This window comes from Actinacidiphila polyblastidii (genome assembly GCF_036353415.1).
Lineage (GTDB): Bacteria > Actinomycetota > Actinomycetes > Streptomycetales > Streptomycetaceae > Actinacidiphila > Actinacidiphila polyblastidii.
In genome coordinates this window covers 1-21,081 of the sequence record NZ_JAZEWV010000034.1, presented here as the reverse complement: position 1 = coordinate 21,081, position 21,081 = coordinate 1, and the positions used below count along the sequence as shown (strand labels likewise).

General features: G+C 68.1%; 18 protein-coding genes and 1 pseudogene. 7 read left to right on the top strand and 12 right to left on the bottom strand.

All coding sequences use genetic code 11. The annotated features are described in order from the left end of the window. Window positions 1-78: 78 nt before the first annotated feature. Both V2S66_RS27890 and mshA read right to left on the bottom strand, forming a co-directional pair. Complete coding sequence (locus tag V2S66_RS27890) at window positions 79-666, bottom strand: type III secretion system chaperone family protein (RefSeq protein WP_330799483.1); 588 nt, start codon at window positions 664-666, stop codon at window positions 79-81. Beyond that, window positions 650-1,996 (bottom strand): D-inositol-3-phosphate glycosyltransferase, encoded by a 1,347-nt coding sequence (mshA, locus tag V2S66_RS27885; RefSeq protein WP_330799482.1) that lies wholly within the window; start codon window positions 1,994-1,996, stop codon window positions 650-652. The genes V2S66_RS27890 and mshA overlap by 17 nt, the downstream gene beginning before the upstream one ends. Window positions 1,997-2,393: 397 nt before the next feature. Here mshA and V2S66_RS27880 point away from each other — a divergent pair, with 397 nt between their 5' ends. Further along, complete coding sequence (locus V2S66_RS27880; protein ID WP_330799481.1) at window positions 2,394-3,185, top strand: class I SAM-dependent methyltransferase; 792 nt, start codon at window positions 2,394-2,396, stop codon at window positions 3,183-3,185. Between the two features lie 258 nt (window positions 3,186-3,443). Then, window positions 3,444-4,766, top strand: coding sequence for a PP2C family protein-serine/threonine phosphatase (locus V2S66_RS27875; RefSeq protein WP_330799480.1), 1,323 nt, complete (start codon window positions 3,444-3,446; stop codon window positions 4,764-4,766). A 118-nt stretch (window positions 4,767-4,884) separates the two neighbouring features. Here V2S66_RS27875 and V2S66_RS27870 read toward each other — a convergent pair whose 3' ends face one another. The 3 genes from V2S66_RS27870 to V2S66_RS27860 all read right to left on the bottom strand — a co-directional run bounded on the left by V2S66_RS27870 (window position 4,885) and on the right by V2S66_RS27860 (window position 6,474). Further along, window positions 4,885-5,298, bottom strand: coding sequence for a DUF2516 family protein (locus V2S66_RS27870; RefSeq protein WP_413966502.1), 414 nt, complete (start codon window positions 5,296-5,298; stop codon window positions 4,885-4,887). A gap of 86 nt (window positions 5,299-5,384) precedes the next feature. Further along, on the bottom strand, window positions 5,385-5,969 hold the full coding sequence (locus V2S66_RS27865; RefSeq protein WP_330799479.1) for a hypothetical protein: 585 nt from the start codon (window positions 5,967-5,969) through the stop codon (window positions 5,385-5,387). Continuing rightward, window positions 5,953-6,474: a helix-turn-helix domain-containing protein gene (locus V2S66_RS27860; protein WP_330799478.1), complete on the bottom strand. Its 522-nt coding sequence runs from the start codon at window positions 6,472-6,474 to the stop codon at window positions 5,953-5,955. The genes V2S66_RS27865 and V2S66_RS27860 overlap by 17 nt, the downstream gene beginning before the upstream one ends. 566 nt (window positions 6,475-7,040) lie before the next feature. On the opposite strand from V2S66_RS27860, the gene V2S66_RS27855 reads away from it, so the two are divergent. From V2S66_RS27855 to V2S66_RS27845, 3 genes are read left to right on the top strand one after another with little or no spacing between them, the layout of a single operon-like run. Continuing rightward, window positions 7,041-7,607, top strand: a complete 567-nt coding sequence (locus tag V2S66_RS27855) for a hypothetical protein (protein WP_330799477.1) — start codon at window positions 7,041-7,043, stop codon at window positions 7,605-7,607. After that, entirely contained in the window at window positions 7,604-9,811 is a 2,208-nt protein-coding gene (locus V2S66_RS27850; RefSeq protein WP_330799476.1) for a hypothetical protein, read from the top strand. The genes V2S66_RS27855 and V2S66_RS27850 overlap by 4 nt, the downstream gene beginning before the upstream one ends. 30 nt (window positions 9,812-9,841) lie before the next feature. After that, window positions 9,842-11,911 carry a hypothetical protein gene (locus V2S66_RS27845; protein WP_330799475.1) on the top strand — a complete coding sequence of 690 codons (2,070 nt, stop codon included), beginning with the start codon at window positions 9,842-9,844 and terminating at the stop codon, window positions 11,909-11,911. 161 nt (window positions 11,912-12,072) lie between these two features. Here V2S66_RS27845 and V2S66_RS27840 read toward each other — a convergent pair whose 3' ends face one another. The 7 genes and pseudogenes from V2S66_RS27840 to V2S66_RS27820 form a co-directional block, all read right to left on the bottom strand. Further along, window positions 12,073-12,600 carry a hypothetical protein gene (locus V2S66_RS27840; RefSeq protein ID WP_330799474.1) on the bottom strand — a complete coding sequence of 176 codons (528 nt, stop codon included), beginning with the start codon at window positions 12,598-12,600 and terminating at the stop codon, window positions 12,073-12,075. Between the two features lie 195 nt (window positions 12,601-12,795). Beyond that, window positions 12,796-13,239: pseudogene (locus V2S66_RS34650) on the bottom strand (TniQ family protein); the annotation flags it as partial. A 2-nt stretch (window positions 13,240-13,241) separates the two neighbouring features. Next, a complete protein-coding gene (locus V2S66_RS34645; RefSeq protein WP_413966501.1) occupies window positions 13,242-14,459 on the bottom strand; it encodes a TniQ family protein in 1,218 nt (405 codons plus the stop codon). Continuing rightward, window positions 14,456-15,727: an ATP-binding protein gene (locus V2S66_RS27835; RefSeq protein ID WP_330799473.1), complete on the bottom strand. Its 1,272-nt coding sequence runs from the start codon at window positions 15,725-15,727 to the stop codon at window positions 14,456-14,458. The genes V2S66_RS34645 and V2S66_RS27835 overlap by 4 nt, the downstream gene beginning before the upstream one ends. 1 nt (window position 15,728) lies before the next feature. After that, the gene (locus V2S66_RS27830; RefSeq protein ID WP_330799472.1) at window positions 15,729-18,047 is read right to left on the bottom strand and encodes a transposase; all 2,319 of its coding nucleotides are present in this window, start codon (window positions 18,045-18,047) and stop codon (window positions 15,729-15,731) included. Then, window positions 18,044-18,862 (bottom strand): TnsA-like heteromeric transposase endonuclease subunit, encoded by an 819-nt coding sequence (locus V2S66_RS27825; RefSeq protein ID WP_330799471.1) that lies wholly within the window; start codon window positions 18,860-18,862, stop codon window positions 18,044-18,046. Before V2S66_RS27825 ends, V2S66_RS27830 begins: the two co-directional genes overlap by 4 nt. Window positions 18,863-19,107: 245 nt before the next feature. Beyond that, window positions 19,108-19,860 (bottom strand): helix-turn-helix domain-containing protein, encoded by a 753-nt coding sequence (locus V2S66_RS27820; protein ID WP_330799470.1) that lies wholly within the window; start codon window positions 19,858-19,860, stop codon window positions 19,108-19,110. Between the two features lie 225 nt (window positions 19,861-20,085). Here V2S66_RS27820 and V2S66_RS27815 point away from each other — a divergent pair, with 225 nt between their 5' ends. Then, window positions 20,086-20,748: a DUF4097 family beta strand repeat-containing protein gene (locus tag V2S66_RS27815; protein WP_330799469.1), complete on the top strand. Its 663-nt coding sequence runs from the start codon at window positions 20,086-20,088 to the stop codon at window positions 20,746-20,748. Between the two features lie 109 nt (window positions 20,749-20,857). Then, the coding region (locus V2S66_RS27810; protein ID WP_330799468.1) for an ATP-binding cassette domain-containing protein at window positions 20,858-21,081 on the top strand (224 nt) is incomplete at its 3' end.

The window sequence follows — 21,081 nt, the reverse complement described above, 5'->3', positions numbered from 1 at the left end:
ACGCCCCGCCCCTGAGGCCGCCGCCCCCGGCGAAGGGGCGCGGTGGGATTCGACCCGCCGGTGGGGAGGGTCCGGCGGCTAATCGACGCCGTCGCCGGTCAGATGGGCGAACGCGTCCAGATTGCGGGTGGACTCCCCGCGCGACACCCGCCAGGCGTACTCCTTGCGGATCGCCGAGGCGAAGCCCAGCTCCAGCAGTATGTTGAAGGAGCCGTCGGCGTTCTCCACGACGGAGCCGAGCAGCCGGTCGACCTCGGCGGGCGTCACCGCGGCGAGCGGCAGCCGGCCGGTGAGGTAGACGTCGCCGAGCCGGTCGACCGCGTAACCGACGCCGTAGAGCTTGAGGTTGCGCTCCAGCAGCCAGCGGTAGACGGCCTCGTGGTTCTCGTCGGGGCGGCGCACCACGAAGGCGTTGAGGGACAGCGTGTGGCGGCCGACGATCAGCTGGCAGGTGGTGGACAGCTTGCGGGTGCCGGGGAGTTGGACCACGTACGTGCCTGGACGCGGGCATTCCCAGGGCAGTTCGGCCTCGCTGAGCGCCTGCTCGACGGCGCGCGCCGCGTCGTGCGTCGCGTCCGGCACCGGGGCGCCGGACGTCTGCCCGTCGGTGCCCTGCGCCCCGGTGGTCTGTGCCGCGGCCGCCTGCTGCTCACGCATGGGTGCCATGGGGCGATCGTAGGTGACGGCGGTGTTCGGACATCGCCGCGGCGTACACCTCGGCGGTGTCGGCGGCCGCGGTGTCCCAGCCGAAGCCGCGGGCGTGCCGGGCGGCCGCCTCGCCGAGGCTGTCGGACAGGTGGGGATGGTCGAGGAAGCGGCGCAGCGCGGCCGCGTAGTCGTGCGGGTCGTGGCCGGGGACGAGGAAGCCGGTGTGCCCGTCGCGCACCGCGACCGGCAGACCGCCGACGGCAGCGGCCACCACCGGGGTGCCGCACGCCTGCGCCTCTATGGCGACGAGACCGAAGGACTCGCTGTACGACGGCATCACCAGGACGGTCGCCGCCCGGTACCAGTCGGCGAGCCGGTCCTGGTCCACCGGCGGGTGGAAGCGTATGACGTCGCACACGCCGAGCCGGGCGGCCAGCTTGTGCAGCGCCTCGGGCTTGGCCAGGCCGCTGCCGCTCGGGCCGCCGACCACCGGCACGATCAGCCGGTCGCGCAGCGAGGGGTCCTCGTCGAGCAGCACGGCGACCGCCCTGATCAGCACGTCGGGCGCCTTGAGCGGCTGGATGCGGCCGGCGAAGAGCGGGATCACCGCGTCCTGCGGCAGGCCCAGCCGGGCGCGGGCGGCGGCGCGGCCGGGCTCGGGACGGAAACGGTCGAGGTTGACGCCGGGGTGCACGACGGCGACCTTGCCGGGGGCCGCGTCGTAGTGCCTGACCAGCTCGCCGGCCTCTTCCTCGGTGTTGGCGATCAGCCGGTCGGCGGCCGCGACGATCTGCGTCTCGCCGATCACCCGGGCGGCCGGCTCGGGGCAGTCGTCGGTGGCCAGCGAGGCGTTCTTGACCTTGGCCATGGTGTGCATGGCGTGCACCAGCGGCACGCCCCAGCGCTCGGCGGCGAGCCAGCCGACGTGGCCGGACAGCCAGTAGTGGGAGTGCACCAGGTCGTAGTGGCCGGGCCGGTGGTGCGCCCACGCCTGCATGACGCCGTGCGTGAAGGCGCACAGCTGTGCGGGCAGCTCCTCCTTGGCCAGCCCCTCGTACGGGCCCGCGTCCACATGGCGTACGAGCACGCCGGGGGTGATCTCGACGGTGGGCGGCAGGCCGCCCCTGGTCGCGCGGGTGAAGATCTCGACCTCGACGTCGCGCTCGGCCAGCCGCTTGGCCAGTTCCACGATGTACACGTTCATGCCGCCGGCGTCACCGGTGCCGGGCTGGTGCAGAGGTGAGGTGTGCACGCTCAGCATGGCCACCCGCCGCACGCGCCGCCCCACGCTCCACCGCTTGTGGGGGGCGCCGCGCCGCGCGCCGAGCCGGGCCGTGTACTGGGTCACCTTTGCGATTCCTTCCGGCAGCCGAACCCCCGCGGTCAACCATGGTCAACGCCGGAATCTCCCGTTCCATTTCCTTCGGGTGTCCGACGTTGCCGAACCGAAACGTGGCGCCCCGAGGGGCGCGGATGTCCGTCCCCCCGGCTGCGCCCGGCTGCCGGTGGGCTCCGCCCGGGGGTGGACCGGGGGGCGCCGCCGCTGCGGCCGGAGCTTCTGCCGGTGGCTGCGCCCGGCTGCGTACGGGCTCCGCCCGGAGGGGTGCGCCGCTGTTGTGGACGGACCTTCTGCCGGTGCGGGGTTGCTCGCGCCGTTCCCCGCGCCCCTTGGATGCCCCCGCGGGGCACGACCCCCGGGCGCGGGGCCGGCCGAGCGCCGCGAGGCGGACGCATAGGCTCGGGGGATGGGAACGCGGGCGGTCGGGGTGGTGACGCGGGGGACGACCGGGCCGAACCGGCTGCGGCGGATGGACCGGTGGATCGCCGCAGCTCACGGCGGTGCGCTGCGGCGCAGTGGCGACCCGGTGGTGGTCGACCTGGGGTACGGGGCGGCCCCGTGGACCGCGGTGGAGCTGCTCGCGCGGCTGCGCAGGGTGCGCGCGGACGTCCGGGTGGTGGGCGTCGAGATCGACCCGGAGCGGGTCGCCGCGGCGCGGCCGTACGAGAACGAGGGCCTGACCTTCGTGCGCGGCGGCTTCGAGGTGCCGGTGCCGGGACGCCCGGTGCTGATCCGCGCCGCGAACGTGCTGCGGCAGTACGGCGAGGCCGAGGTCGCCGCGGTGTGGGACCTGCTGCGGGCCCGGCTGGCGCCGGACGGGCTGCTCGTCGAGGGCACCTGCGACGAGATCGGCCGCCGCCACGTATGGGTCGCGCTCGGCCCGGAGGGCCCGCGTACGGTCACCTTCGCGACCCGCCTCGGCTCGCTCGACCGCCCGTCCGACCTGGCCGAGCGGCTGCCGAAGGCGCTCATCCACCGCAACGTGCCCGGTGAGCCCGTGCACGCCTTCCTCACCGCGTTCGACCGGGCCTGGGCGAGCGCCGCCCCGCTGTCCGCGCTGGGCGCCCGGCAGCGCTGGATCCGCGCGGTGCGCGACCTGCGGGCGGCCGGCTGGCCGGTCGCCGACGGGCCGGCGCGGTGGCGGCAGGGCGAGGTGACGGTCGCGTGGGCCGCGCTCGCCCCGCGGCGCGAAACATAGCAACTCGGGCGGAAGGGACGGAAGAAGAGGCGTCGCGGGACCGTTCCCACGGTCGGCAGGACCGCAAAAGGGTCCTACCGGGAGCACGGTTGCACCGTTCAAGCGTGACGTTGGTCATGTGCGCTTGCCCACATTGCGGTCGAAATACCGCTCTGGCCACGGCATATGACAGGCGTCGCGCACATCGCGCCCTCCCGTCGCGCCCGTTCCTGCCACTAGGGTCACGGGATGGCCGAGGGGGACGGAAGGAGTCGCTTGATGTCCGCACCAGGACGCGGCACCGAACGGCCCTCTGCCCTCGATACCGGGGCCGAGGGCCTCGAAGTGCTGCCGAGGAGCACGCCCGCCGGGCAGTCTGACGGCCCGGCGGCCGGCACCGCGCCCGCGGCGCCCGCCGCACCCGTACTGCCCCGGCAGCGCACCGAGTCGGGCGACCCGGCCGCGCTCACCCTGCTGGTGGTCGGCGACGACCCGACCGGCGCGTTCACCGCGCCGTACTTCCAGGACGGCGCGGGGCCGCGCATCCGCGTGCTGCGCGCCCGCAACCTCACCGCGGCCGGCCGGCTCCTCACCGACGACGTGCACTGCGTGCTGCTCGACCTGCCCGACGCGCTGGAGAGCCTGCCGCAGGTCGGCCAGATCGCGCCGCGCACCGCCGTCCTCGTCCTCACCGACGGCCCGGACGACTTCCGCGCGGCCGGCGCGGTGGCGGCCGGGGCGCAGGACCACCTGGCGCGCGGCGAGGTCGACGCCTCCGCGGTCACCCGCGCGATGCGCTACGCGATCGAACGCAAGCGGGCCGACCTGGCGCACCGGCAGCTCACCGAGACCAAGCTGCTCGCCCAGGAGAACTCACGGCTGGAGCGCGGCCTGCTGCCGACGCCGCTGCTGGAGGGCGCCACCGGGCTGCGGTTCGCCGCCCGCTACCGGCCGGGGCGCAGCCGCGCGCTGCTCGGCGGCGACTTCTACGACACCGTCCGCACCCCGGACGGCACCGTGCACGCGATGATCGGCGACGTCTGCGGGCACGGCCCGGACGCGGCCGCACTCGGCGTCGAACTGCGCATCGCGTGGCGGGCGTTGACCTTCGCCGGAATCGGCGGCGAGACCCTGCTGCGCACCATGCAGGACGTCTTGGTGCACGAGCGGGCCAACGAGGAGATCTTCGCGACGCTGTGCGTGCTCGACATCGCGCCCGACGGCCGCTCGGCCGGACTGCACCTGGCAGGACATCCGGCGCCGCTGCTGGCCGCGCCGGGCGGGCCGCCGGAGCTGCTGCCGTACGAGGACGGCGGGCCCGCGCTCGGGCTGCTGGACGATGCCTCCTGGGAACGGATCGTCGTGCCGCTGACCGGCGCGTGGAGCCTGCTCCTCTACACCGACGGCCTGATCGAGGGCCGGATCGGGCAGGGCACCCAGCGGCTCGGGCAGGACGGCATGGTGCGGCTCGCCGCACGGCTGCTGGCCGCCGGGCTCGGCGGCGAGGAGCTGCTGGACGCGGCGGTCACCGAGGTGCGGGAGCTGAACGGCGGCGAGCTGACGGACGACCTCGCGGTCGTCCTGCTGGAGCGGCACGGCTGAGCTGCGGCCCTGAGCCGTGGCGCTGAGCCTCAGCCCTGAGCCCTGGCGCCGGGCCGTACCACGCACTGCTTCCGCGGCCAGGGGTGCCGCCCGGCCGCGCCGGGCGCCGCCCCTCCGGTCACCTGCGGCCGTTGTACGGGCCGTAGGGGCCGTCGCTGCTGCTGCCACCGCCTTGGCCCTGGCGCCGCTTGAAGCCGCCGCGGCCGCCGCCCCGTCCCCGGCCGCTGACGCCGCGCACCGCGGGCCGTACGTCGACCATGTACACGATCACGGCGACCAGGCCGATGATCGGCAGGAACGACATGATCGAGAAGAGCTTCATCACCACGGCCGCGATACCCAGGATGATCAGCCAGAACGCCTTGGTGTTCTTGTCCGCGGCCCGGTACGCGTCCTCACGGTGGATCGCCGCGTCCACGAACGCGAAGAGCGCGAAGAGGAAAAGGGCCAGCGAAATCAGCCCGAATACCGTGAAGAACCCCGTGATCAGCACGCCGTCCACCGCCTTTCTGTGCCGTCCGTCGGCTGCCAACGGTACCGGTCTACCCACTCAACGGACCGGGCTCCCCTACGGTGCCCGGTCCGTCGGCGAGTTGACCGTGCGGTCCCCCGCGGGGGCTACTGCGCGGTCTTCTTGGTCGTCGAGGCCCGGCGCGGCGCGGGCTTCTTCGCCGCGGCGGGCTTGACCTGGTCCTTCTGGTCCTGCACGGGCGCGGCGGCCGGGCCCGGCGCGGGCTCCACCTTGGCGGCGATCTCCACCACCTCGTCGGCGGCCTCGCCGCGCCACTGCGCGACCGCGCCCTTGCCGCGCTCGGCCAGCTCGTCGTAGGTCTCGCGGGCCTTCACCGCGTACTCGGCGGCGCGGCCGACGCCCTGCAGCGCGATGCCCTGCACCGACTCGCCGAGCTTGCGCAGGTCCGGGCGCGGGCGCTCCCTCAGCTCCTTCAGGTTCTGGTCGAGGCCGGCGAAGGTCTCGTTCAGCCTGCTCTGCGCGTCCTTGGCCTGGGCGGTCAGCTTGGTCTGCGCGTCCTTGGCCTGCGTGCTGACCCGGGCCTGCACGGTCTTGGGGCCGGTCGCCCGCAGCCTGTCGATGAGGACGGGAACCTCGCGCAGCTTCTCCGCCGCCAGGTCGGCGGTGCCCGCGACCGCGTACAGCGGGGTCGAGTTGCGCAGGCCCTTCACGATGTCATCGGTGATCGTCATGGTCGGTTTCCTCCCGTACGGGGCCGGGCCCCGCCGTTTCGTCTGCTTGTCGCGCTTGCGCGTGGGGGACCGCGACGTCGTCGTCGCCGTCGTCACCCGTGTCCGTGGGCGTGTCCGCGGACGCGGCCGTGGGCGTGTCCGCGGACGCGTCCGCTTCCGCTGCGGCGTTCTCCTTGCGGAAGGACTCGTAGATCTGGATGAGCACCTGCTTCTGGCGCTCGCTGATCGACGGGTCCGTCAGGATCGCCGCGGGCACTTCCAGCTCGTCCCGCTCCCGTGCGTCGAGGATTCCCGCCTGCACGTAGAGGGTCTCGGCCGATATCCGCAGGGCCTTGGCGAGCTGCTGCAGGATGTCGGCGGACGGCTTGCGCAGCCCCCGCTCGATCTGGCTCAGGTACGGATTCGACACGCCTGCCGCATCCGCGAGCTGCCGCAGGCTCAGCTGCGCACTGCGCCGCTGCTCCCGCAGGTACTCCCCGAGCCCACCCACTTTCAGCGCTCCCATGACGACAGCGTGCCTCGCGGTGCTAACTATTGCAAGCACAATGCTTGCAACTGTGCGCGAGCACACATACGACGCCGGTGTGACTGAGCACGATAGGTGTCGTATTTGCACGACAACTGTCGTGCGACCTGCCTTGCCAGACGCGACGGGCTGTCCCCGACCCCAGGCTGAGTGCTCCCGACGTGGCATAGAGGAGCGCGGCAACCGCTTGCCGATCGGGTGACCGACGCCACAAACCCCAGCACAGGACTCAGCCTCACGCGAGCCCAAACACGAGGTGGTGCGCCCATACGCAGCGCTTTTGCTTTCCGTGCGCCAAGTGGGTGCGAATCCGCCCATTGGTGAGCTACGCTCCGTGCACTTCGTTCCGGGATTGGGCCGGGAGTGCCAGGGCTACTGGGGGGCTGGTGCGAAACAGTCTGGTGAGCCATCACCGCATGCGAGGGGGCGCCACAACGCAGAGCGCGTCCCGCCTCTTGGTGATCATGGATGTTTTGGGCTCTCCACTCGCGGGGGACGGTGTGGCGCCGGACGCCGTCAAGGTGGTGCGCTCCTTGACGCGGCTAGTGAAGCTCGACTTCTGGTTGCGATGCCCAGATTTTCTCGCTCACGAACTCTTGACCGAGGTAGAGCAGGAGCGCCAGCCGGCCGGGCCAACGCTGCGTCTGGTGGCCGGCATGATCGGCGGAGTGGCACCCTCGCTTCACCGCTATCCCATGACGAAGTATCTCTATGGCGCCTACGAACGTCCAGACAACGCGCTCGCACTACTGGCATCCCGCAAGCACATCGCCGTGCGGCGCGTCAACGAGAGCAGCTCCAATGCTCGTAGGGATTACTACCTGCTGCCGCGAGGACAGGAAGCAGCTACCGCTCTTCAAGCCGACATCCCCGAGATGATCTGGTACGTGCGCCAGGCACAAGCCATCGGGCTGATACCCGAGGCAGTGACCGGCGGCCGGATGCGCCAGCGGCAATATGAGCACGAGGCATACAAGGCTGTGGCGGCCGGAAAGCTGATCCCCGACATCACCGAAGAAGTAACCCTGCGCGCTCAAGAGCTCTCGGCGCGGCTCGGGCTTACTTGGCCGCCAGATACACAACAGGACGCGGCAGGAGGGGGTCACGGATGACTCAGCAGGATGCGGGCAGGTCCAGCTCGGAGCCGATCGTCGGCGCTGACGACTGGATCGACGACATCGTCCGGCGCAGCGGTTATCAGGAAGCTGAAGTCCGTGGTGCCCTGGCTGTCGAGTCGATCACGCCTCCTACGGGCTGGAGCACTGCACGGCATTCGCTCGCGGTGCGAGGGGTTCATTTCGCCGGTATCAAGCAGTTCCGCGACGGGACTGCCGCACCATTCTCGTTCGCCAAGGCCATCCAACCCGGTGTGACCGGTTTCGGTACGCAGGACGAGAATGACGCGGGCAAGTCGAGCCTGCTCCACATCATCTTGTGGGCAGTGCGGGGGCGGACCGATCTGCAAGACGACGTCAGGCAGTGGCTCCGTGGCGTTCTCGTCGAGGTAACCGTTAACGGCGAACCGATGGCCGTCGTGTTCGGTGTCCACAACCGGCGCCCGCGGGGCAAGGTTCTGCTCTTGGCGCCCGACGCCGATCTTCCCTGGGAGGACCTGAGCCACCTTAGTCACCGGCTCGTGAAGGAGGCATTCGAGGCGAGCGGCGACGCGCCGACCGCCGTACCGGACCTGCTGGAGCAGTTGTGCGAAGCACTGCGCCCGCACGTCCGGCACGAGCTGGCCTCGTTCTCATCGGGCAAGGATCTGGAACGGGTCATGGACGGGATCATGTCGCCGCGCCTTGGCTTCGAGGCCATACCCAGCTGGGGGGCTCGGCGGGACGGGGACCGGATCGACGACGCCGACGGTGCCCTCGGGGTACAAGGCTGGCCTACCTGGAGCGGTGCTCTGCTGATCAGCGACCCAAGTGTCAAGGTCGTACTTGGCGAGGAGCTGTATGCCGCGGTGCGGCTGCTGCAGGTCTATCTGGGCAGCCCCTGGGCTCCGGTAGCAGCCACCGCACAAGCCTTCGGGAGACACCTGGAGAACCGTATCTCGGTGCTAAACCGGCAGGTCAAGCAGGCGAGAACCGCCCACACTGCGAGCCTTGAACAGCTCCAGCGCGAGATTGCGGACATCGATAGAATTCTCGCCGGCTTGCCTGTCCTTGCAGACCCGGAACAGATCCGGCTGCTTGTCGATGCTCTCCAGCGCACCGCAACTGTGTACGCCCATGCCAACGACGCGTGGCTGCAGAGCAGTCAGGCCTACGGTGAAACGTCTCGCCTGCTGGAGTCGACTGAGGCGGACGTGGCCGCGTTGCTGGAGGCCGCCCATACCCGGCGTTTCTGGCACGCGCTGAAGCCGACGTGCTGCCCACGATGCGAAACCGACGTACTGCCCGAGCGGTGGGCAGCCGAAAAGACTGGCCGCTGCTCTCTGTGCGACAGCGACCTTCAGCTAGAGCCCGATCACGAGCCAGAGACAAAGCCGTTGTCGCAGGAAGAGCTGCGCCGCCTCCTGACCGATAACTCCGAGCTCGACCTCGATTCCCTGGACGATCTCTCTCAAGCCAGGCTCGCAGTCTTGCAGCTCACTGACGCAGTGAAGTCGCAGGCGAGCGACATGGACAGCGCGAAGGCCGAACGCGACGTCGCCTACGCTGCCCTGAGCGCAGCCCGCTCCGCCCTGGCCGAGGTCGATACCTTGGCGGCTGAGCAGCGCCGCCTCCTGGAACTAAGCCGGGCACAGTTGGCCGGACAGCTCAGCGAACGCAGTGGTGCACGCATCTCGGACTTTGCTGACCAGGTGACCGCTCTTACGCGTCGGCTGAAGATCGTTCAAGCCGCGGAGACGGCGTCGGTGACACGGCGAAAGGAAGATCAGGACGAGCTACTGGCGCAGGTCAACGACCGGCTCACCTTTATTGGGCAGCACCTCGGTGTGCGGCAACTCACCCGCGCCGAGTTGGACGGCGGAGCGCACATGAAGATCACCAAGGGAGGCACCACAACTCCGTTCAGCAGGGTAAACGACGGGGAGCGGCTGCGCCTGAAGATCGCCGTAGTAGCGGCGCTGCTCCGTGTCGGCCTTGAAGCCGGTGTGACGCGGCATCCAGGGCTGCTCATTCTGGACTCCATCGGCAGAGAAGAGGCCAAACCAGCCGATGTCGCCAGCATGATCAAGGAACTCATCCAACTCACCGAGGACATCCCCGGGCTGCAGGTCATCCTCACTAGCGCACACGGCAGATATCTCCATGAAACCCTCGACGCCGCACACACCTATGTGGTCGAGCCGGGGAACACTCTCTGGTAAGCAGACGAGCCCACGCGAGGATGAGATGAAGTGAGCGACGTATCCGAACGTCTGGAGCAGCTGCGCCAAGCTGGCGAAGAGTTCACTCTGGATGCCTTGGGCGGGTTCGAAGCCATCTGGTCTGCCAGAGAAGCGCTCGTCGTCTCCCCCGACATGCCTGTGCTGATCACCCTCACCCTCGATGAATGGTCCGGTCTGCCCTCCCACGATCAGGCAGCCGAGCTGATCTCTGCGGCAGTCGAGGTGCAGGATGCCTTCGCGCTCGACGACATCGTCGAAGACGTCCTCTCATGCGCCGAAGCTCTTCCCGTCTTGGTCGACCCACTCAGCCGGGTACTAGCGCGCCGCGCCCAGGGCAGGGACGCCGAAGCTGGAATCACGCTCGAAGGGCTCGCCCGGCTGGCCCTGGGCGGCTGGACCAAGCCGCTACGCGTCCTCAGCCAACTCGTCGACCTAGCCGGCGAACTCACGGAGACGACAGCGACCGATGCACCCGATCCCGTCCTAGTCCAACGCCTCGTGCGCTGCCTCGGGGCAGCAGCAGAGCGCTGGGAGCACGAAGAAATTCCCGACGCGCTCAAGAGCCTGCTCCTCTTCGAGGACCATGAAGACGATGTCTGCTTTGAACTGGCCATGGTCCATCTGCACGCCGGCCTCACGCGCTCCACGGTGGAGATGGCCCTGCCGGAGTTGCAGAACGCCCGCGAGTGGCTGAGCCGCTGCAGTAGATACGAAGACCGCTTGGACGCTCGCATCTTCCAGACCTCCCTGGACGCGCTCATCGGCTTCGCATCAGGGCAGAGCGTCGCTGATGTCTCTGTCTCCGAACTCCACACTCTTGTCGGGGAATATCGGCTGACGAGCCTTCAGGAAGAACCGACCTGGCGGCACCCGAGAGCGGACGCCACCGTCGCCTGGGTCCAGCTGGCGGACCGGCTCCACGCCTTGCAGGATCTTGACGATGCCTGGTGGGACCCACCCGCACTGATCTCCGCCATGGCCCAGGTCTACAGCGCTCACCGCACGCTCCACCTGCTGGCACCGCCGGACCTGGCCTACAGCGATGGCGTCCCGACGCCCCAGAACACGGCAGCGTTGCCGCAGCTTCTCCAGCCTCGCCTGGCCAGTGTCCTGACCGCCAGAAGCGACAGCGCACTCTTCCTTGACCGCTGGCTGGCCGTCAACGCCGACAATCCTGACACCAGTGACACCGCCCGCAGTGCCATTCTCGACCTCCGGGAACTGCTGCGCACCGGAGGTGAATCCGACGCCCCAAAAGGCGAGGCCGTAGACATTAGGGCCGCCACCTCAGCCCTTGTCCTGCCTCATGCAGTCGGCATGCGGCTCACTCAGCTTCTCCACGACTATCCCGACCTGGCCCAGGACATCAACGATGCAGGTCAGGTCGTCCTAAGCTCCAGGCATCCTGACCTGAGCGAGTACTTCAACAACACCTTCCAATGTCTCCGCAAAGAGGTCGAGCGCATCACCGGCATCAGCGGGGAGGCCGCGCTACGGGTCGAAGAGGTTCTGCTCTTCCTCATGCGGTACACCCGATGGGCAATCGACGCGGAGACCGGAGGAGCCCTCGGCGAGCCGTTCCTCAGGCCTTTCACGAAGGAAGAAAAGGCACCCGAGGAAGTCGACATGGCCAAAGATCTCGCCAAGCGTGCGTACACGGCCCTCGGCGCCAGTCCCCGCTGGGAGGTAAAGAACATTGGCGCTGGCCGTACCGACATCGTGCTGTTCTACGGTGCGTTCCATCTGGTGATCGAGTGCAAACGGGAACTGGACAACCCATCGATGGACTATCTCGCCAGCCGCTACAGCGTTCAGCCCGCAGAGTACGGCGCCACCGATGTCGCGGTTGGTTTCCTGGTCGTCCTCGAACTCACCGCCAAGACCCGCAAGGCGCAGCTTCACCAGTGCCTCAGCGTCACAGAAGTCCCCCCAGCCGAGCCTGGAGGGCGCCCTCACGCAGTCATCACTGTGCGTATCCAGGGAAACACCCGCTCCCCTTCGTACTCGTCTACTCCCGCTGCCTACCGAACCCGCAGCCGGACAACCGCCACACATCCCTCCTCCGCTCTCCCTGAATGACAACGGCCCACCTTTGAGCTAGCCATGGCGATGCGTTGCACGAGTCGGTTGGTCAGGCCCACGCGAGGTCGTCGTGATCGCCCTCAGCCCTGTAAAGAACGACGAGGAAGGGCTGGATGATTCGTAGAACGCTTCTTCGTAGTGCATCGCCGCCCGAGCGATCACGCCATCATCCCCCCACGTGGGGGAAGATCCATGACTGCTTGCCTGAGCGAGCCTGAGATCCAAGACGGGCGGCGAAGCCACGTGCTCAACGCGAGGTCTTGTCGCCTCAGTTGATGAACCAGCGGCGCCAATCGGTCCCGGGCGTCGATTTGATCGTCAGCATCAAGCAGACTCGCTGCGATATTGAGCGCCGCGCCGGCAGTGAGGCAATCTGCGGGCGGTGCCGTATAGGGCTTGGAGGTCTTCTTCTTGCCGGGAGTGTTGAGCAGGGGCTGGGCACGAGCGATGCGCGCTGAGTGCTCGGCATCGAGGGTGGCGGCCAGACAGGCCGTGCTGGCGTACTCACGGGCGGCAGGCCATGACCGGAAGATCATGGCGACCATGGCACGCAGGTCGGCGAAGTAATGGGCAACAGGTACCAGCAGGCCGGCGCTTCTGGCGTCCTCCGGACCGCTTTCAGTAAGCAAATTCGCAAATCTTCGCTGGAGTTGGATGAGCACGATCAGGGTGGCCGCGTCGGGCATTGCAGGGGCCGGATCAAGCCGGAGCAGGTCGGCTGCGCAAGCAGTACCTGTCATCTGCGACCGCGTGGGTTGCAAGGTGATTCGGCACTGCCACGGGCGCAAGGTGTCGTCGGTGGGTCGAGCAACGGCGTACCCTGTGGCGGCGAACTGGGCGGGCATTGCACAGCTGGGGCACTGGTGCCGGAGGAGGCATTGGTGCCGGAGGCAGAGGAAGTTCACCGGGAGACGCCAGAGCCGCCTCCATGCGCCGCCATGGAGAACCTGAATGGCGGTGCCGTCTCCAGCGAGACACTGCGGGCAGTATCGCGTCGAGCGGCTCAGGACCCACGGGTTGTCGTAGACCATCCGCCCGGGTGTACGGCGTGGCGTGAGCGTGGAGTTCAGTGGCCCGTATCTCGCTCCGAGCGGGGCCAGGAGCAAGTCCCTGACTTCGTCGGGCGACAGCTGTGTGGCACGAGCGAAGCCCGCCAGATGCTCGTCGTTCAGGTGGTGCATGAATCCCAAGGGCATACGGAGGGGCAGGCCGCCGCGTACTGCAATCTCTCCGGGTGTCGTGCCGGCCCTGTGAGCGAGCCGCAGGACGAAGCTCGGAAGGGTCTCGTCGTACAGCGGATCCAAGCTGCGTGGCAAGGGGCGCATGGCTAGCCGTTTCGCGGGCTGCGATCGTACGTATCGGAGCTCTGAACATCCTCTGCGCGTGGCACTACTCCGAGAATTTCCTGCAATGCGGAGGACGTGCCGGATTGGCGGACGAGCTCCGGGAAGGTGCCTGCACGCAACGGGCCTCTGTAGAGCGGTCCTACAGCCATCTCGGTCCATTGCTTCTCGCGACCGTCAAGGATGCGTTCGGCGATCCCCAATACCGCGCCCATGGCCAGTGAAGATTCCGTAGGCGACAGTGAAGAGTTAGCTCCGTAGTATCTCTTCGTTCCGCCAGGTGCACGGCGTCGGCTTCGCCGTCGCTGCTCTACTTCTCGCTCGATAGCCTTAGCCAGGGCAGGCGTCGCCGCGAAGCCGATAGCCTCAGGCCAAGAAGCCATGACCAGGGTAGCCACGACACGCAGGTCGACGAAGTACTGTGCGACCGGGATGGATGTGCCGCAACTGTTGGCCACCTGCGGCCCGTCGTCGGATAGGAGCGCATCGAGACGTTGCTGGAGGGCCAGTAAGAAGCCTTGTGTGTCCGAGTCTGCCGGCATACGAGGAGAGTGAGCGCGGGCGAGGTTCGCCCCACAGACCGCGCGTCGACCGCCTGAGGATGCATCAGAAGCAGTGCCGCGGCACTGTGTCGGGTGAAGCTCTCCCGCACCAGCGCGTGTGATCAGGCCGTTGGACGAGAACTGGCCGGGGGTACGGCACTTGGGGCAGTATCGGCCCAGCAGTTGCTGGTGCCGCGAACATGCGAACATCACAGGTAGACGCCAGGCTCTTTTCCACGCCCCGCCGTACAACTGCCCCAGGAGGTCACTGTCTCCCTTGAGGCATGGCGGGCAGTACTGGGAGGCCCGTATGAAGATCCAGCGGTCGGGTCGGCTTAGCTGTTGCGGATCCGTCCATGGCCGATACCGTCGACTCACGAGTCCGTATCGATGTCCCAAGGGTGCGAGCAGCAGTTGGTCGGCCTCTGCCACGGTCAGCTGCGCTACGCGTGCCGCGCGAACGAGACTTGGCTTGTCCATGTCCGCGAGTTGCCAGGAGGGGACGAAGCCAGGCGTGGCGCTCGTCTCGTCCGTCAATCCCATACGAGCTGCGATTTCGGCTGGGACTGTGCCGTTGTGACATGCAAGGCGGAGGACGAAACCGACGAGGGTCTCGTCGTACAGCGGGTCAAGGCTGCGTGGCAGGGGGCGGTCGATCATGCTTCAGTCGCCGGAGGAGTGCCTCGGTCGTCGTAGACGGTGTTGCGGCCTTTACGCGGCCTCGGGCCTGGTTCCCGCTTCGGAGAGGTGTCGATGTCGGGGATTTCTCCGGCTTCAGCGTCCCGTCCGTCGTCTCGGCCGGAAACGTTGCCCAAGTTGATCGTGATCTCGTCAAGGAGGTCGATAGTCAGGTCCTCCAGGCCACTCTCCATGGCTTTGACCAGTCCGTCCTCGGCCAGCCGTCGCAGGAGACCGACGATTCCATGGGTCCGGCGGTAGAGGTACTCGGACATCTCGCCTTCGGACAATGTGCCCGGCCCAGCGTTGAAGAGGCGGATCTGGTTCTGGTCGACGAACGCTGCGATGCCCACGTCACTGCTGTAGTCGAACGGGTCAAGGTTGATCAGATCGAAGCGGCGTTCCGTCTGGGTCGAGGCATCGGGGTTGTAACTCTTGCCTTTCTTCAGTGGGGCATAGACCCACTGTTTGGTGCGGGGGTCGTGCCAGCCCTCCCTGAGTAGTCCGGAACGAGGAATGTTCACGCCGATGAGGACGAGCGTGACGTCCAGATCCATGAGGCCGCGGATCAGGTCCAGGGTGTCTTGATCGTCTTCCCTGTGCATCTTCAGACGGGTGATGTCGTCGATGATCAGGACAGTGGTAGCGTGCGCCTTGATGGATTCGCGAACGTTACGGATCATCCCTCGCAAATTCTTGCCATAAGGGGCGCCATAGAAGTCGAGGATCGCCTCGCACAGCCCCATCGGGGTTGCTTTGACTGGGGCCTGGCAATAGGTGACCGGCGCGATCAGATCCCGGGTTCCGGGCATCGGCTGAAGGAAGTAGGCACGGTAATTCTCGAACAGATAGCGCCAGGTGTCCTCGAAGTCGGCGGCACTCCGACACGCGGTCTCCGTCTTTCCTTGGTAGCCGCCACCATTGATCATCAGGCCGTCGAGGGTGCTCGGATTTACGCGCATGGAGTTGTTACGGATTCGAGAATGCATCAGTGCAGTAACAGCTGCGCTCATCGGCGTCTCCCCCATGCGCATGTTGACATGCGTGGCCGCTCGATGTAGATCATGCAGTGACTTCTTGCGCGGGCTCATCAGGCGGTACTCGGCCAAGGAAATCTTCTTGACCGGCACGAACAAATCGCGCGTCGTTCGGAACTCCTGCCATCCCTCGTAAGTAGTCCTGTCCGGCCGGGGACCAAAGCGAAGGAACGGGACGGGCTCGTCCGGTGCGTCGGGGAAGCGGTCGCCCATCTCACTCCTCTTCCGTCCTCCGCAGAGAGGATCCATGCGGTTCCGTGAATGGTTCGTCGGGTTCGTTATCGTCTTCTACGATGACGAAAAGATTTCGGCCTCGACGGCTCGATCCGAGTGGAGCGGGCTCCGATGGCTGCGGGGGCCCAACCGCCTCGCGCCGTCGACGCCGATGGGCGTCAAGGCTCCGTGCGGCCTGCCGAGCTCGTTCGCGCGATGGCGGCTCCGTTTGGAGCGCACCAGCGGTGACCAGCAGCGGCGACTCATCCTCTTCCTGGGTCTGTTGCGGCCGGTCCGCAGCAGCTGCCCGGGCCTGGGTGATCTCCCGCGCATGCTGCGTCCGCTGGGACTTGGTCAGCTGGGACGGCCACTTCTCGACCGGATCGACGGCCCCAAGCATCTTCAGGAGGATGGGGACAAGGTCGCTGTCGGAGCGCGGCTTGAGACCTGCTTCCCGTACCCGGGTGAGGAGTTCCTCGACCCTGGCGTCCCCGAAGGCCGGCATCTCTCCCTCCGGCGGCAGACCCGTCCAGCGCAGTTCGTGCCATTCATGGGTGCCGGGATCCTGGAAGTACACCACCCGCCGGTCGCGAGGCTCGCGGTGGATGACCCACTGCTGTTTGTAGCGTCCGCCTCGGGCGGAGCGCAGGTTGGGCTGGTGCAGCAACTCAGCATCGTAGTAGAGGCCCTTGACCTTCACGCCTCGCCGGTAGATCCGCTTCACATGATGCTCGGGCAGGAAGCGGTAGTACGTCTCCGGGGACGGGATATTCAGGTCAAAGCCCTCCTGGGCGAAGGAGGCGGCGAACAGGGTGTTGGGGCTGTGGTCGCCGCCGGGATCCCAGCTGGGCGCGAACTCGCCGAGCCTCCGGTTCTGCCAGACCTTCACGACCCAGGTCGCGATGAAGTGTTCCATCTCGGCCAGGGTCAGCACCCCGTCGCCCTCCGGGTCCGCGCCGCGGTCAGAGACGTCAACCCCTGTGTAGCCAGCTAGCTTCTCGAACACCAGTGAGCGGATACTGCCGAAGACGCGCTCCACCGCGCTCTTGTCCTGCGGGCGCAGCACGCGCGCCGGAAGGATCCGGCAGCCCATCGCCTCTTGGACATCCACCAGATGGTGATTGCGGTAGACGGAACCGTGGTCGGAGGTGACGGTCTCGGGGGTGAAGAACGGCAGCCCGGCCACTTCGTAGCCGGCGAACTCGGAGACCATGGCGGCCGGCAGCCCCGGGTAGGGCCATTCCATGTCCTCGTCCCACTCCTCCCGCATGGGCAACGGCAGCATGACGTCGCGCAGCACCATCGCAACGTCCACCGAGGAGTCCGACACCAGCGTGAGCCGGAACGCGCAGATGGAGTGGGTGTAGACGTCCAGCGCCAAAGTGAGGTGGACGGTGATCGGGTCACCGAAAACGTTCTCGCGGACCATCACCGGCAGGATCGTCGTGTCCAGCGCGACGACCTGGCCGGGGCGGGTCACGAGCACATGCCCATTCTTGGTGGGCAGTTCGGCCGAGCGCTCGTACTTCTGTCGGGCGCCGCCCGGCCCGAACCAGTCCTTCCACACCCGCAGCAGCGTGTGGTAGCTGGGGACCTCGATCTTCTCGCTCTCGTCCCCATCCTCGTCTTCGTTCTCGAAGGTCTCCCGCACATAGCGACGGATCATGATCTCGCGGGTGCGTGCGCTCACCCGGGACCGGTGATGCTGCGTCTCCGCCCTCACCGCGAAGATCGCCTCGCGGACCTCCTCGCTGACGCTCGGATGTCCCCCGCTCGCCCGCAGCCACCGGTGATCGGCGCAGCCCACGATCCCGTACTTCCTGCGCCGGCGCTCCCACCGCTCCAAGGTGCGCACCCCGACATGCGCGATGCCCAGGAGCAACTTGGCTTCCTCAGGCCGCAGCACCGACAATTCCAGGGCCTTCGCTACCCGCCGCTCGGTCAGCGTCGTTCTGTCCGGGTCGAACTCAGGACGCGGCTCCCCCGGCTCAGGACGGAACGGATCGCCGCTGCGAAAACCGCAGTTGACCTCCATCAGATGCGCGAAGCGCTGTTCCATCAAGGGCCGCTTCTCCGGCTTCACATCGCTCCATGAAGCCGCCTGCCGCCCCCGGTTCGCCCCCTCCGCCGCTGTCCGCGACGACGACCGGCACTTCGGATGGTTGACCAGGAAGCGGAAGCTCACCCGCTGCCGATCGCCGTCCGACCGCACCAGATGCACCCTCCCCAGATGTGGCTCTTGCCGCTCGACTAGCCACTCCACCTCGTCGAGCACCACACCCGCACCGGGCGAGAGATCCAGAGCTGCCGCCCCCATCATGAAACGCCTCCCGCCCGCACCACCCGCGACCTATCCGACAGCGGCTGTGCAAGGTCGATGCCGAGCCTGCGGTGCCACAGCAGGTGCAGCAACTGCGCCCTGGCTACCGGCCAATACGTTTGCGCGGCTGCCAACTCCCCGAAGGTCAAGCTTCCTTCGGCCTGAGCGAGCAGACGGGGCTGCATCCCGAGCACGTCGCGCGTCGGACGGCGTTTTCCGTACATCGCACCGAGCGTGGACCGCACATGTGGACGCCACTCGGCCGCGACCGCGTAGTGCCATCCGCAGACCAACGCCACCTCTTCAGCGGCCGCGAAGGACTCCAGATCCTCGTCCTCGATCAGGTCTCGGGGCCGTACGTCGATCAGCCAAGTCCCCGCCCTTGTGATCGCAAAGAAGTCCGGGGTGTGGTTGCGCCACTTCTTTGCCGTGTTGAATCGGATGCGCAGCGGCTGCGACAGCACTTCCACCAGGTCACCGGCGAAATCAAGGGCCACCAGCAGTTGGTCCTCTTCGAGGCTCTCGAACCCGTGCAGCCGCCCCGTCGAAACCAGGGACTCCAGGCCTGGCCTGTGCCGCTGCTCCCGTCGCCAGGTGAACCCTCGCATCGGCCCACGGCTCGCCACCGGTACCTGCTCCAGGTGGCGTACTGCCCCTGTCACCTCATCGCCGGCGTACTTCCACGTCGCCGTCCACCGATCCGGCCAGCCACCGGACAGATCCAGGCCATCCCGCCCCGCGTCCAGCGAGACCGGGACCAGCAGTTCCGTCCACGTACAGCGGTGGGACCACATCGAGCCCCGGCTATCGCTCATGACCCCAGGTAAGCGGCGCGTTTCCCGTCGTAGGGAGTGGTCTTCGAAGTTGGCGACAACTTGCCTGCAAAGAGCACAGGGCACGTCAACATTGATGCGAATTCGGCGACAGATGTCGTGCTCAGTGCTTCAGAAAGGCCAGGTCGAGATGGAAGGTTGACGACAACTACCGCGCTCAGTCTCAGCCGGCGCGCTCCCGCGGCGGGAGGCGGCCGGGGCAGGCCGGGCGTGGTGCGGGGTACGCCTCAGGAGGTGGGGGCCTGCGGATCGGCGGCGGACGGCGGCCGGGCCGTGGCGTGGAGGACCTCGCGGGCCTGCTGGGCGGCGCGGGCGAGGCTTTCCGCCACGAAGTCGAGGAAGCGGGCGACGTTCTCCAGGCGGACGGCGGCCGGGGTGCCGGAGACGAGGACGCCGACGCCCTGCCGTGAGATCTCGGCCTGCTGGGTGAGGGCCTCGACGCTGGCGATCATCGACTGGTACCAGAGGTTCTCGTCGATCACGTAGCGCTCGCGGCGGCGCTCGTCGCGCTCCCTGCGGACCAGGGCCTGGCCCTCCAGGAAGGCGATCGACTTGGAGACGGACGCCGGGCTGACCTGGAGGCGCTGGACGAGCTCGGCGGCGGTCATGCTGCCGGAATCGGTGGTGAGCAGGCAGACCATCACCCGCGCCATCATCTTGTTCGACAGGCCCGACTGCATCATGACGGTGGTGAACCGCTCCTCGTACGCCGCCAGCGCCTCGGGGTCGCGTCCGTGCGGCAGGGCGGCCGGGCCGGCCTCCCGGGACGGCGCCGCCTTGCGCCGGTGGGTGCGGCCCTCGGTGGCGCGGTGCGCCACCTCCGCGCGGTAGCCGACCGGGCCGCCGTTGCGCATCACCTCGCGCGTGACGGTCGAGGTCGGACGCTCCAGCCGGCGGGCGATCTCGGCGTAGGGGAGGTTGTCGGCCAGCCCCAGCGCGATCTGCTGGCGGTCCTTCTGGGTGAGCCTGCCTCCCGGCATCGTGCCCTCCTTCGTGCGTTCCCCGATGCCGCCAGCATAGCGTTCACCCTCATCCCATTGCAACATCCGCGCGACGGTCAGTTGCATTCCGTTCAGGACCATCGCAACGAATTAGCGCCACTGAGCTGGACAGATGCGATTGCTATGCAACAAGTACGTTGCCAATATTGCGAACGCAACGTAGCTTTTCCTTCATCGGAAACAGCAACCCGCAGGGAGCACACCATGCAGAAGTTCGACACCCCCGCCCCGATCGCCGCCGCCCTCGACATCCCCTCCGGCCGGGTCCAGATCATCGCCGCCGAGCGCACCGACACCGCGGTCGAGATCCGCCCCGCGAAGCCCTCCAGGAGCCGCGACGTGAAGGCCGCCGAGCAGACCACCGTGGCGTACGCCGACGGGGTCCTGCGGATCGAGGCGCCGGCGAAGAACCAGTACCTCGGCCCCTCCGGGTCCATCGAGGTGACCGTCCAGCTGCCCGCCGGCTCGCGGGTCGAGGTGAAGGCGGCCAGCACCGAGTTCCGGGCCGTCGGCCGCCTCGGCGACATCGCCTTCGACGGCGCGTACCAGCAGATCAAGATCGACGAGGCCGCGAGCCTCCGCCTCACCGCGGTCGACGGCGACGTCGAGGTCGGCCGGCTCAACGGTCCCGCGGAGATCAGCACCGCGAGGGGCGACATCCGGATCGCCGAGGCGGTACGCGGCAAGGTCGTGCTGCGCACCCAGATGGGCGACATCTCGGTCGCCGCCGCCTCGGGCGTCTCGGCCTCCCTGGACGCCGGCACCTCCCGCGGCCGCGTCAGCAACGACCTCAAGAACGACGGCGCCGCCGAACTCGACATCCACGCGACCACCACCTCGGGCGACATCGCCGCCCGCAGCCTGTGACCCCTCCGGCCCCTCTGCCCCTTTGCCCCCTGGCCGCCAGACCCGCGGACCCGCAGCCCCGCAACCCCTCAGCCCCGTGCCCCGCAGCCCTTCGAAGGAGCCTCCATCCATGACCAGCTTGGCGATCGCGGCGAACGGGCTGCGCAAGTCGTACGGCGACAAGGTCGTCCTCGACGGCGTCGACCTGAGCGTGCCCGAAGGAACGATCTTCGCCCTGCTCGGGCCGAACGGCGCCGGCAAGACCACCGCCGTGAAGATCCTTTCCACCCTCGTCTCCGCCGACGGCGGCCAGGCCCGGGGGGGGGGGGCCCCCCCGGGGGGCCCCCCCCCCCC

Bases quoted from the DNA above. Each gene is read 5' to 3' on its own strand.
- V2S66_RS27890 (WP_330799483.1), bottom strand. From the start codon at position 666: ATGGCACCCATGCGTGAGCAGCAGGCGGCCGCGGCACAGACCACCGGG.
- V2S66_RS27880 (WP_330799481.1), top strand. From the start codon at position 2,394: ATGGGAACGCGGGCGGTCGGGGTGGTGACGCGGGGGACGACCGGGCCG.
- V2S66_RS27875 (WP_330799480.1), top strand. From the start codon at position 3,444: ATGTCCGCACCAGGACGCGGCACCGAACGGCCCTCTGCCCTCGATACC.
- V2S66_RS27865 (WP_330799479.1), bottom strand. From the start codon at position 5,969: ATGACGATCACCGATGACATCGTGAAGGGCCTGCGCAACTCGACCCCG.
- V2S66_RS27860 (WP_330799478.1), bottom strand. From the start codon at position 6,474: ATGGGAGCGCTGAAAGTGGGTGGGCTCGGGGAGTACCTGCGGGAGCAG.
- V2S66_RS27850 (WP_330799476.1), top strand. From the start codon at position 7,604: ATGACTCAGCAGGATGCGGGCAGGTCCAGCTCGGAGCCGATCGTCGGC.
- V2S66_RS27840 (WP_330799474.1), bottom strand. From the start codon at position 12,600: ATGCCCGACGCGGCCACCCTGATCGTGCTCATCCAACTCCAGCGAAGA.
- V2S66_RS34645 (WP_413966501.1), bottom strand. From the start codon at position 14,459: ATGATCGACCGCCCCCTGCCACGCAGCCTTGACCCGCTGTACGACGAG.
- V2S66_RS27835 (WP_330799473.1), bottom strand. From the start codon at position 15,727: ATGGGCGACCGCTTCCCCGACGCACCGGACGAGCCCGTCCCGTTCCTT.
- V2S66_RS27830 (WP_330799472.1), bottom strand. From the start codon at position 18,047: ATGATGGGGGCGGCAGCTCTGGATCTCTCGCCCGGTGCGGGTGTGGTG.
- V2S66_RS27825 (WP_330799471.1), bottom strand. From the start codon at position 18,862: ATGAGCGATAGCCGGGGCTCGATGTGGTCCCACCGCTGTACGTGGACG.
- V2S66_RS27820 (WP_330799470.1), bottom strand. From the start codon at position 19,860: ATGCCGGGAGGCAGGCTCACCCAGAAGGACCGCCAGCAGATCGCGCTG.
- V2S66_RS27815 (WP_330799469.1), top strand. From the start codon at position 20,086: ATGCAGAAGTTCGACACCCCCGCCCCGATCGCCGCCGCCCTCGACATC.